The sequence below is a fragment of the Pseudofrankia sp. DC12 genome (genome assembly GCF_000966285.1).
In the GTDB taxonomy this organism is placed as follows: domain Bacteria; phylum Actinomycetota; class Actinomycetes; order Frankiales; family Frankiaceae; genus Pseudofrankia.
Genome location: NZ_KQ031391.1, coordinates 666,100 through 678,363 on the forward strand (window position 1 = coordinate 666,100; position 12,264 = coordinate 678,363).

Sequence of the window (12,264 nt, forward strand, 5' to 3'; positions counted from 1 at the left end):
GCGCCCCTGCCGCTCGGGGGCATCCTGGCCCGGGAGCAGGATGTGAACCCGGGCTGGCGACGCGCCGGAGCGCGCAGATGACGGAGGTGGCGGTGGACACCGCGGCGACCGGCGAGGTCGGCTCGTTCCTGAGCCTGTTGGCACTTGAGGAGCCGGAGCCGGACCTCTTCCGCGGGGTCAGCCACGAGGGCGCGCCGCTGCGGGCGTTCGGCGGCCAGGTCGCCGCCCACGCGCTCGCCGCGGCCACGTCGACGGTCGAGCCGGGCCGCCCGGTCCACTCGCTGCACAGCTACTTCGTCCGGGGTGGCGACACGACCATCCCGATCGACTACCAGGTCGAGCGGATTCGCGACGGCCGGTCGTTCACCACCCGCCGGATCACAGCGGTCCAGCACGACGAGGCGATCTTCGTCCTGTCGGCGTCGTTCCACCGGCACGAGGAGAGCCCGGTCAACCACCAGCGTCCGGCGCCCAAGGCCGCGCCGCCGCCGGACGGCATGGCGCTGTTCGACGGCCGCCGGCGGCCGGACGACGAAGCCGGTGCCGCCGCGTCCCGGGAGGACCCTCGCGCCGACGAGCGCATCGAGGCCTGGGCCCGGCGCGGCTTCGAGGTCAGGGTGGTCGCCGGGTTCGGCATGGCGGGCAACGCGTCGAACGAGCCGTACACCGGTGGCTCCGGCACGGCGCCGGCCCGGCTTCGGGCCTGGCTTCGGGTCACCGAGAAGCTGCCGGATGACCAGCACACGCACGCCTGCGCGCTGGTCTACATCTCCGACCTGACGCTGTCGCACTCGATCATGGGGCCGCACGGCGGCCTGGCCGGTGGCATGACGCTCACCTCGCTCGACCACGCCGTCTGGTTCCACCGCCCGTTCCGGGCCGACGAGTGGCTGCTGTTCGACCAGGGCAGCCCGACCGCCTCGAACGGCCGCGGCCTGGCCTTCGGCGAGTTCTTCGACACCGACGGCATCCTGGTGGCCACGGTTGTCCAGGAGGCCCTGGTCCGCCCAATCCGACGGCCAACCGCGGGCTGAGGACCCCGGCTTCGCCGATCCAGGCCGCGTCAGAGCACCCGCGCGCCGCAGACACACAACAGGCCCGGCACAGGAATTCCTGCGCCGGGCCCGTTGAGCGCTAACGGTAGTCACGTGGGGGTCCGGGGCTCGGCCCCGGAGCAACATCACGAGGGAGCCTGGGAGCGCGCCGAAGGCGCGCGAACAGGCTCCCGCCGGTCGCGGCTCCCGCCGGTCGCGGCTCCTAGCGGGAGCCGGCCACGCGGCTGCGGGCCGCGTCGAGGACCTTGCGGGGAAGAACCGGCGCGTCGCGGCCGGTGCCCAGCGAGCCAGCCGGCTTCGCGGACCCCGTCGAGCCGTCGGCCTTCTCCTCGTGGTACTCCTCCTCGACGTTGACCGACCAGACGTCGTGGGCGGTGCCCTTGACGATGTTCTCGGCGGTCAGCATCGCGGTGTACATCGAGTGGTCGGCGTTGTTGTAACGGAACATGCCGTTACGGCCGACCGGGTGGACGTTGCTCGCGTAGTCCGTCAGCCAGCCCCGGATCACGTCGACGTTCGCCTGGTACCGGTCGTCGTAGATCGGGTACGCCTTCGGCTGGCGGACGACGTAGCCGGCCTCGATGTCCCCGTAGCCGACCAGGCCGAGCTTCTCGAGCTCCTTCTTGCCTTTCTCGATGAGCTCCTCGTCGGGCGCCGTCCACTCGGCGTCGTTCTCGAACACCGTGTACTCGAGGCCCAGGACGTTGCGACCGTCCTTGACCAGGAACGGCGACCAGGACGCGAAGTTCTGGATGCGCATCGTGCGGACCGACGGGTCGTGAATGTAGATCCAGTTGTCGGTCCAGGAGACCGCGCTCGACGGCACGACCAGGGCCACGGTGAGGAAGTCGCGGTAGCGCAGGTCCTGCGCGGCCTTGAGCACCCGCGGCGGCACGGCCGGGCTCATGATCTCGATGAGCTGCGAGATCGGCATCGACGAGATCACGTCGGTCGCCGGGTAGGCGGTGACGCCGCCGTTGGCGTCCTCGGCGACGACCTCGAAGGCCTTGCCGTCCTCGTGCCGGATCTCGACGACCTTCGTCTCCATGTGGACCTTCGAGCCCTGCGCGACGACCTTGTCGCGGCAGATCTCCCACATCATCCCGGGGCCGTACTTGGGGTACTCGAACTCCTCGATGAGCGAGGTGATCTCTTTCTGGTTCGTGCTCGGCTTGACCGCGTTGAGGATCGCGTTGCCGAGGTTCAGGCTCTTGATCCGCTGCGCGGCCCAGTCGGCCGGCATCTCGCTGACCGGAACGCCCCAGACCTTCTCGGTGTAGGTCTTGAAGAACGTGCGGTAGAGCCGCCAGCCGAACCGGGCGACGAGCCAGCTCTCGTAGTCCGACTGGTCCTTCGGCGGGCTGATCCGGGCGCGCAGGTAGGAGGCGATGCAGATCGCGGCCTCCTGCGGGCCGAGGTTCTGCAGCGCGTTGACCGCCTTGATCGGGTAGTCGTAGTACTTGCCCTGGTAGAAGATCCGGCTCTTCCGGGGCCGCAGCAGGAAGTCCTCCTGGGGCAGGATCTCGTGCCAGAAGTCCTCGACCCGCTGGACCTTCGAGAAGAACCGGTGGCCGCCGATGTCGAACCGCCAGCCGTCCCGCTCGACGGTGCGCGAGATGCCGCCCACCTGGGTGTCGGCCTCGAGGATCGTCGACGGGATCCCGTACCGATGCAGCTCGTAGGAGGCCGTGAGGCCCGCCGGCCCGGCGCCGATGACGACGACGTCCACGTTTTCCGACATCAAGACTCAGCCGTTCCTTGGGGTGTAAGACGAGAGCGACGACGCCGTCCGCGCCGTCGGTGCACCCGCGGGCCCCGTACCTGGCACGGGGTGCGCCCCGAGTGATCCGCTTTGGTCACTCAACGCAACGGCACCGACGGCAGTGTCCCTCGCGGCGTACACGGAATGCCACCGGTGGGGGCGCGTCGCCCAGTGACGGGCGATCGGCTCACGCATCGTTGGCTCCGCTTCTGGTTCCAGGGATCGCGCGCGGGACGGACTGGTGCGGAAGCGGCCGGGGTTATCCGCTTCGCGCACACTGTAACGGCCCGAACCGACGACGAATCGCACGGGTCCCGCTCCCAGCGCCCGGCCCGGCCCGGCCGGTGGAGCACGCCACGGCCCGACCGCGGGCCGCCCCACCACGCGGGTCCGGCGCTTGGCGCGCGGCTGGCCGCCCCCGCCGCGACCCACCGTCGACCGGATTGACCTCCGATACCGGTCACGAAATGTGACGAAGGAGGACTCCCCTGGCCGCGGATCCGCGGGCTGCCGGAACACCCGGTTTGCCGCATTTCTCGAACAGATTCCGCCCCCGACAGGCACCGCGCGACGCCGTGCCAGCGTTCGGACGGCCCGGCGTCCTCAACGCGGTGGGTAACGAATGCCACCATCGTGCCGCCGGGCCGCGCACCGCGACGGAGCCCGTCCTGGCACCCCGCCCGTGGCCGCCCGCGGCGGGGCCAGCCCGGCACCCGAGGTCAGCCGAAGGCGAGGGTGAGCGCGGCGGCGAGCACGACCGCGGCGCCCACCGTCGCCCGCAGCCGGCGACCGGTTCGTGGCGTCGCCCACTGCAGGGCACAGGCCGCCGCGACCGCCTCGGCGGTGACGAGCAGCACGGCGCCCGCCCAGACCAACGCGGCGAGATGGCCCCGGTCCGGGCGCACGGCAGCGACGAGAACCGACGCGGCCAGCACCACGGCCGGCAGCGACACCACCAGCAGCGACGGCGTCCACCGGTCCGGCACGAGCCCGCCGAGCGCCGCGCCCGAGCGCGCCGCCAGCTCAGCGGGCCAGGCCGCCATCTTTCGGCTCCAGGCGCCCTTGGCGAACCCGGCCCGGCCCGAGGCCGGCTGCCGCGTGGCGCGTCTGTCCGAAGCCCTCGCGGGCAGCGCCTCTGCCGCGGCGGCCTCTGGCCTGGCAGCTGCGGCCGCCGGCACCGGAGCGGCCTTCGCGCCCTCGGCCTTGGCGGTCGTCGCCGCGGCCGCGGCGGCCGACACGGGAGCGGCCTCGGCTGGAGCGGTCTCGCGCGCCGCGCCGGCCTGCTCGGCCCCGCGCCACGCGGCTTGCGTGGGCACCGTCTTGACCAGAGCGGCCTTCGACGCCGCGGCCTTCCCCTCGATGGCCTTCTTGGGCCCGGCCTTCACGGACCCGGCCTTTCCCACGGCAGGTTTCGCGGGCGCGGCCTTGACCATCGACGCCTGGGCGGGCACGGCCTTGAGCTCGTCGGACTCGACCGGCGCGACCGCGGAGCCTCGAGGCGAGCCTGGGTCGGCGGGGGCCGAGTGCAGGGCGCGCCGCGCGACATCCGGGGCGGCGCCGGACCGGCCACCGAGCAGGGCGATGCGGACCAGCGCCAGCAACGACAGCGGGATCGCCGCCAGCCAGCCGGCCAGCGCCGATGCCAGGCCACGCCCGACCAGGCCGCCCTCGGTGGTGACCACCGCCGCGAACAGCCCGGCGGCCGCCAGGTAGGGCAGGCCGAAGGCGAGCCACTGGACGGCGTCGGTCCCGGAGCTGAGCCGGCCGCCCGCGAGGACGATCAGCGCCGGGGCCAGCCAGAGCCCGACCTGCGCGGCAGTCAGTAGAGGCAGCGCCGCGTCGGCCAGGTGGTGCGCCCGCTGCCCCGCGGTCAGACCCTTCTTGGCCAGCGGGTTGTCGAACAGCAGCATCCGCAGCCGGTCGAGTGCGCGGGCCAGGGTGAGCCGCGCGGCAACCGCCGGCGGCCGGGCCGCGCGGGAGGTGAGGGCGTCCGGGTGGTGGACGCTCGCCCACCCGGCAGAGTGCAGCTCGTAGGAGGTCCGCGGCTCCTCGGTAGCGGCCCGGACGCAGAACCCGCCGACGGTCTCGAGCGCGGCCCGCCGGTACAGGGTGCCGCTGCCCACGCCGGTGGCCACACCGTCGCGGTCCCGGGCCGTGGCGACCAGCCGGGCCAGCGCCGGATCGGCCCGGTCGGGCAGCGGCCCCGGCGCAGGCGCCGCCGGCCGCCAGGCCGAGGAGACGAGCCCGACCTGAGGGTCGCGCAGGTAGCCGAGCACCCGGTGGGCGGCGTCGGCGCAGACGGCGTCACCGGCGTCGAGCAGCAGGACCGCGTCACCATCCGTGACCGTCAGCGCCGCGTTGAGCAGGCCGGTACGGCTCGGCGGCCCGTCGTCCCGGCCCAGGCAGGTGACGTCGAGCCGGTCCGCCAGCGCCGCGGCGGCCCAGGCGCCACCGCGGCCACCCGGCTTCGCCGCGTGGTCAATCCGGGTGTCGACCAGCAGATAGGTGCGGTGCGGGTAGGTGAGCGCCCGGGCCGCGCGCAGGGTGCGGTCGACGTCGGCGATCGGCTCGCCGCGGCTGACGACGAAGACATCCAGTGTCCCGGCCGGGGCCGGCGCGCGGCGGACGAACCCGCGGTTCACCCGGGCGGCGCAGACCGCGAGGCCGGCCAGGACGAGGTAGAGGGCCAGCTCGGCGGCGAACGCGAGGCCGCCGGTGAGCCCGGTGCCGCCGAGGTGGCCGGCCCGCCAGCCGAGATAGACGCCGCCGGCGGCGACGGCGACGGCCCCGGCGGCGGCGGTTGCCACCGCCGCGAGCCCGGTCGAGCCCGCGGCCAGGTGCCACCCCACCCGCGTCGGCCCCGCCGTCCCCGGATCGGCCGGCAGGCCCGCGTCCGCCGCGCCGCCAGGATCGACGACGGAACCGGCAGGGTCAGCCGGCCCAGCCGCGCCCGTGTGGTCAGCAGTCCCGGCGTGGTCCGGGCCGGCGTCCTCGCGCGTTGGCTTGCCGTCTGCTGGCCGGCCGGACCGGGGCTGGCCGGACCAAGGCTTGCCCGGCTGGGGCTGGCCGGACCAAGGCCTGCCCGGCTGCCGGCGTGGCTGCTCGCCCCTGGCCGGGTCCTGGCGCGAGGGCTGCGGCGAGGCCGCCTCGGCGCCGGGCTTGCGGCGGGACGGCTCGCCCTGCCTCGGGGCAGGCACGACGGCGCGGTGGGCGGACCCGTCTCGGCGCGATCCCCGGGACCCTCGGCCCGCCATGCCTACCCCCTTTGAGCGATCAGTTTCAGCTCCGTTACACACAGTAACAGTGACCTCGATCGACGGAAGGCATCCCATCGCTCCGCCACACTGGGACCAGGGCCCACGCGCAACGGGCCGGGCGGCCGCGCTGTCGCGGCGGCGCCGGTCTCGGCGGGCGGGGGCCAGGCAGGCTCCAGCGCGGCGCAACGCCACCGGCCGCACGCCCGGCCGGCGCGCCACTGGTGATGTGTCATGCGTTGGACCAGGCCGGCCGGGGAAGCCCGATGCGCCGGCAACAGACGACGACGGAAGGGATCATGAACGACTCGGGCGGTACCGGTTGTAGTCCGAACCGATCCACGCGTGTGGGAGCGCCCGTGGGGGTCGACCGGTGACCCAGGCGCTCCTTCTCATCGCGGGAGTCATCCTGCTGGCGGGTTGCGGCCTGTTCGTGGCCGCCGAGTTCGCCCTCGTCACGGTCGACCGCGCCAGCGTGGAGCGCGCGGCGCACGACGGTGACCGGGCCGCCCACGGCACCCTCCAGGCGCTGCGCACCCTGTCCACCCAGCTCTCCGGCGCCCAGCTCGGCATCACGCTGACCAACCTGGGCATCGGCTACCTGGCCGAGCCGGCGATCGCGAAGCTGCTGTCCGGCCCACTCGGCCGGCTCGGCGCGCCCGCGCAGCTCGCGGACGACCTGGCCGTGACGCTCGCCCTGGTGATCGCCACTGTGTTGACCATGGTGTTCGGCGAGCTGGTCCCGAAGAACGTCGCGCTGGCCCGGCCGCTCGCGACCGCGAACGGCGCCCAGCGCTTCCAGCGCGGCTTCACCGCCGCCGCGCTGCCGCTGATCCGGTTCCTCAACGGCGCAGCCAACCTCCTGCTGCGCCGGTTCGGGATCACCCCGCGGGAGGAGCTGGCCTCGGCCCGCTCGGCCCAGGAGCTGTTCTCACTGGTCGGCCGGTCGGCGGAGCACGGCGCGCTGGCCCGGGAGACCGCGACGCTGGTGCAGCGCTCGCTGCTGTTCGGGGACCGGACCGCCCAGGACGTGATGACGCCCCGGGTGCGGATGCGCTCGATCAGCGCCGACGAGCCGGTCGCAGCCGTGATCACGCTGACGAGACGGACCGGGCACTCGCGGTTCCCGGTGCTCGGCGAGGACAGCGACGACGTGGTGGGCCTCATCCACATCAAGCGGGCAGTCGCGGTGCCCGAGGAGGACCGCGCGACCACCCCGGTCCGCGCGGTGATGGGGCCGACAGTCACCGTCCCGTCGACGGCCCCGCTGGAACCGCTGCTGGAGACGCTGCGCGCCGGCGGGCTGCAGATGGCGATCGTCGTCGACGAGTTCGGCGGCACCGACGGCCTGGTCACGGCCGAGGACCTGATCGAGGAGATCGTCGGCGACGTCGTCGACGAGCACGACCGGGTGAGCCCGCGCGCCGTGCGCCACCGCGACGGGAGCTGGGCGCTGTCCGGGCTGCTGCGTCCCGAGGAGGCCGAGGAGCTGACCGGGGTGCCCGTGCCGACCGACGACGCCTACCAGACCCTCGGCGGCCTGATGGCCGCGGCGCTGGGGCGCATCCCGGCCGCCGGCGACTCGGTCGAGGTGGCCGGCGTCGGCTACACCGTGGAAAGGATGGACGGCCGCCGGGTCGACCGGATCCGGCTGGACCCGCCGGCGTCCGGCCCTCCGCCTAGGCGTCACCGCAGGCAGGAAGACGCCGAGCGCGGCCCGGGCGCGGGTCCCGCTCGGGACGACGCGGACCGCCCGGGTCCAGGAGGTCAGGGCACCCCGCCGGGCGGCGGCTCCGAGCTGGCCGACGGCGACGTCGTCGTCGACCCGCGCCGCGCGCTGCCGCCGGCCCATCCACCCCGTGGCAGCGGTCGTGCGGCCGGGCCGGACCACCATCGGTCGGCTTTCTCCGGCCCGGCCGGCACCGACGCGCCGCGCCCGGGCTGGAACGGCCGCCCGGGCTGGAGCGCCGGTGGCCCGCGGCGGGACGGTGGCCGGTGAGCGACGTACTGAAGCTGGTGTTCGTCGCGGCGCTGCTGCTGGGCAACGCGCTGTTCGTCGGCGCGGAGTTCGCGCTGATCTCGGCGCGCCGCACGACGATCGAGCCGCGTGCGCAGGCCGGGTCGTGGTCGGCGCGGATCACGCTGCGGGCGATGGAGCACGTGTCGCTGATGCTGGCCGGCTCTCAGCTCGGGGTCACCGTCTGCACCCTGGGGCTCGGCGCGCTCGCCGAGCCGACGATCGCCCACCTCGTCGAGCGCCCGTTCGAGGCCGTCGGCCTGCCCGAAGCAGCGGTCCACCCGATCGCGTTCGTGCTGGCCCTGGTGCTGGTCACCGTCCTGCACGTGGTGATCGGCGAGACCGTGCCCAAGAACATCGCGCTCGGCGAGCCGGACCGGGCGGCACTGGTGCTGACCCCGCCGCTGGCCGGCCTGGTGCTGGTGCTGCGCCCGGTGATCGTCGCGCTGAACTGGGTCGCGAACACCAGCCTGCGGCTTGTCCGGATCGAGCCGAAGGACGAGGTCGCGAGCGTCTTCACCCGTGACGAGGTGGCCGGCCTGGTCGACGAGTCGCGGCGCGAGGGGCTGCTGGAGGCGGACGAGCACGAGCTGGTCAGTGGCGCGCTGGCCTTCGACGAGCGCGCCGCCCGCGACGTGCTGCTGCCCCGGGAGGGCCTGGTCACCGTCCCGACGGAGATCACCCCCAGGGAGCTCGAGCAGCTGGCGGCGAGCACGGGCTACACCCGGTTCCCGGTGCACGACTTCGCGGGCCGGCTGATCGGCTACCTGCACCTCAAGGACATCCTGGAGACCCGGCCGGAGCGGCGGGCGTCTCCGGTGGCAGCCAAGTGGCTGCGCCCGCTGGTGCACGTGGCCGCGGACGCGACGCTGCGCCAGGCGCTGACGGTCATGCAGCGCTCCGGCGCGCACCTGGGCCAGGTCGTCGACGCGGGGGGCGAGTCGCTCGGCCTGGTCGCGCTGGAGGACATCCTCGAGGAGCTGGTCGGCGAGATCCGCGACGAGGCCGCTCGCCGGCCCGGCCGCCAGGCCACGCCGGCGGGCCGGCCCGGCTGACAATGGTCCAGCACCGGCCCGCCGGGCCGGCGGGCGGACCCGGATTGACGGCCCGAACGCCAGCATCGAGCACCCCGAGGGAGGGTGCGTCCGGGCTTTGGTGTCGGCTGGGCGTCACTTAGGGCGATATCCGCGCAATCGCTGTGCTCGGCGTCGACCATGCGGCGTAGCCTGTGGTCGCATGCCGGGCCAGTTCCCCGGTATCGGCGCAGGAACTGGCGTGGCCTGCGCCGATAGTCAATATCTTTACTTGCGGACGCGGTCTCCCGTGTCAGGATCGACAATCGAAAAGCTGTAACTCGTCACGAGGGGGAGGGGACCGGTGGCGGGATCGACACCACCCCCGGTATCCGGCAATGCCCCGGCCCCGCTGAACGCGGCGGATCCACGCAAGCTGGGCAAGTACGTGATCACCGGGCGGCTCGGCCAGGGCGGAATGGGAACTGTCTTCCTTGGTCACAGTCCCGACGGCGACGCCGTCGCGATCAAGGTAATCAAGCCTGAGCTCGCCGAGCGCCCGGAGTTCCGGGCCCGGTTCCGCCGGGAGGCCGAAAGCGCCCGCCGGGTCCGGCGGTTCACGACGGCGGCGGTTCTCGACGCCGACCCGGACGGCCCGTGGCCGTACCTGGTGACCGAGTACGTCGAGGGCCCGACGCTGTCGAAGATGGTCGGCCGCCGCGGCCCGCTGCGCCCGGCCGACCTGGAGCAGATGGCGCTCTCGGTGGCGACCGCGCTCTCCGCGATCCACGCCGCCGGGATCGTGCACCGGGACCTGACCCCGGCCAACGTCCTGCTGTCCCCGGTCGGCCCGAAGGTGATCGACTTCGGGCTGGCCCGCGACTTCGAGGGATCCGGCGAGTTCTCCCGGACCGCCAAGCACGCGATCGGCACCCCCGGCTACATGGCCCCCGAGCAGATCATGGACTCGCCCGTCACGTCGGCCGCCGACGTCTTCGCCTGGGGAGCCATCACCGTCTTCGCCGCGACCGGCCGCCAGCCCTTCGGCGAGGGCCGCATCGAGGCGCTGCTCTACCGGATCCTCTACGAGCCCGCCAACATCGAAGGCGTCCCCGCCGAGCTCGCGCCGCTGGTCGACGCCGCGCTGCGCAAGAACCCGGCGGAGCGACCGACGGCCGAAGAGCTGCGGATCTCCCTGATGAGCGGCGCCGCGCTGCCCGCGGCCCGGCTGGCGGCCTCCGGGCCGGCGGCGCAGGAGGCGACCTCCACCGGCGGCAAGGACAGCGCCCGCCGCCGACGCGGCCACCTGTTCGGCCGCGGCCGCCACCAGGACGGCGACGAGGCCGTGTCCGGTGCGCCCCTGTCCGGCGCGACCACTGGTCTGCTCACCCCGGCTCCGGCCACGACCGGTGCCCCGATCTCGGCCCCGCCGACCTCCGTCACTCCGGTCGCGCCAGCGCCGCGGCCGGTCCCGGCGCCGTCGGCCGCCCCCGGCTCGACCGGTGGACCGGTCGCCCGGTCCGCCGGGCCTCAGCCGCCGACGCTCGCGCCGCGTCCGACGACCCCGGCGCCGCCCACGACCCGGACGCCGCCGCCGCGCACACCGGTACCGCGCACACCGGTACCGCACCCCTCGGCACCGCCGGCCACCACGCCCTCCCCCGCGCACGTCTCGCCGGCGCCAGCCGTGCAGGCCCGCCCGCAGGCCGCGCCCGGGGACGAGCGAGCCGCCGCCGCGGCGACGGCCCACGTCGCGCCGCCCACCGGGACCGTTGACGAGGCGCGGCCGGCGCGCGCCGGGCGCGGCCGGCGCACGGTCGTGCTGGTAGCCGCCGGGCTGGTGCTGCTTGCCGCCGCGGTAGGCATCCCACTGGTGGTCGCGAACGGGTCCGGTGGCGGCAGCGGGCCGTCGTCGGTGTCCCCGGCGCGGGCCGCCGAGCTGTCCAACACCCTCGCGAAAGCCGCCGACGCGGCCCGCCCGACCAACCAGGCCCGCGCGGCCCGGCTCAGCCTCGCCGCCTACCGGATCGCGCCGACCCAGGCCGCGTCTAGCGCCATGGTCGCGTCCTTCGCGGCCAGCTCCCAGGTGAGCCTGCCTGGTTCGCCCGCCGCCTACACCGGCGTAGCGCTGACCACCGACGGCCGCCTCGCCGCGGCCACCGACGAGGCCGGCCGGGTCCGGCTGTGGGACCTGGCCTCGGCGACGCCGGCGCTGCTCGCGGACATCGCCACCGGGGACAGCGGTGCGCCGTCGGCCCCGGTGTTCCTGCCGGGCGGTGACCTGCTGACCGGAGGCGAGATCGGCCACGCGTGGGCCCTCGCCGACCCGCACGCGCCGCGGGCGATCTCCGACGTGAAGCCGCAGGCCAGCCAGCCGCAGCGGCTGGCGCTGTCCGGCGACGGGAGGCTGCTGGTCACCGCCGGCCAGGACCGGTTCGTCGAGCTGTGGGACCTGGCCGATCCGGCGAACCCGAAGTGGCTGGGCCTGAAGGTGACCTCGGGGATCATCACGGATATCGCGCTCAGCCAGGACGGGCACACGCTCGCCGTCGCCGGCGTCGACGGCACGGTGTCCCTGTGGGACCTCGCCGACCCGCGCAACCCCGTCCAGCGGGGATCCGCCATCGGGCACCTCGGCCAGGTCACCTCGGTCGCATTCCTGCCGGGTGGCAAGCGCATCGTCACCGGGGGAAGCGACAAGACGGTCCGGCTTTGGAACATCACGGACCTCAACGCGCCGCGACAGATCGGCCAGGTGACCCAAGGCAGCGCACCGGTGGTGGACGTGGCGGCGCTCGGGCCGGGCCTGGTCGTCAGCAGCGACGCGAGTGGCGGCCTGCTCGGCTGGAGCGTCGACGCGGCGAACACCCCCAGCTCCTTCTCGCTGGGCAAGGGCACCGCCGGCCTCGACCTGGCCGTTGGCGGGGCCGGGAAGATGCTGCTGACGGCGCCCGCGAGCGGCACCCCCGGCGCCGCGTCGCTGATCTCCACCGACCCGGCCCGCCTGGCGGCCCTCGCCTGCGCGAATCCGGCAAACAGGATCGGCGCGTCGGAATGGAAATCCCTCATCTCCGACCTCGCCTACTCCGACCCGTGCGCCGGGCGATAAGGCGTTCCCGATGGAAACCGCGCCCGCCCCGGTCCGACAGGTTCACCTGTACCG

General features: G+C 74.4%; 6 protein-coding genes. 4 read left to right on the plus strand and 2 right to left on the minus strand.

All coding sequences use genetic code 11. The annotated features are described in order from the left end of the window. The first annotated feature begins 77 nt into the window (after nt 1-77). Nucleotides 78-1,034 carry an acyl-CoA thioesterase gene (locus tag FRADC12_RS02675; RefSeq protein ID WP_045875415.1) on the plus strand — a complete coding sequence of 319 codons (957 nt, stop codon included), beginning with the start codon at nt 78-80 and terminating at the stop codon, nt 1,032-1,034. 223 nt (nt 1,035-1,257) lie between these two features. Here FRADC12_RS02675 and FRADC12_RS02680 read toward each other — a convergent pair whose 3' ends face one another. Beyond that, complete coding sequence (locus FRADC12_RS02680) at nt 1,258-2,796, minus strand: NAD(P)/FAD-dependent oxidoreductase (protein WP_045875416.1); 1,539 nt, start codon at nt 2,794-2,796, stop codon at nt 1,258-1,260. Nucleotides 2,797-3,536: 740 nt separating this feature from the next. After that, on the minus strand, nt 3,537-5,666 hold the full coding sequence (locus tag FRADC12_RS28030) for a glycosyltransferase (RefSeq protein ID WP_052710653.1): 2,130 nt from the start codon (nt 5,664-5,666) through the stop codon (nt 3,537-3,539). 778 nt (nt 5,667-6,444) lie between these two features. On the opposite strand from FRADC12_RS28030, the gene FRADC12_RS02690 reads away from it, so the two are divergent. From FRADC12_RS02690 to FRADC12_RS02700, 3 genes are all read left to right on the plus strand, one after another. Continuing rightward, the gene (locus FRADC12_RS02690; RefSeq protein WP_232303568.1) at nt 6,445-8,070 is read left to right on the plus strand and encodes a hemolysin family protein; all 1,626 of its coding nucleotides are present in this window, start codon (nt 6,445-6,447) and stop codon (nt 8,068-8,070) included. Continuing rightward, on the plus strand, nt 8,067-9,143 hold the full coding sequence (locus FRADC12_RS02695; protein ID WP_045875417.1) for a hemolysin family protein: 1,077 nt from the start codon (nt 8,067-8,069) through the stop codon (nt 9,141-9,143). The genes FRADC12_RS02690 and FRADC12_RS02695 overlap by 4 nt, the downstream gene beginning before the upstream one ends. A gap of 322 nt (nt 9,144-9,465) precedes the next feature. After that, a complete protein-coding gene (locus FRADC12_RS02700) occupies nt 9,466-12,210 on the plus strand; it encodes a WD40 repeat domain-containing serine/threonine protein kinase (protein WP_045875418.1) in 2,745 nt (914 codons plus the stop codon). Nucleotides 12,211-12,264 lie beyond the last annotated feature (54 nt).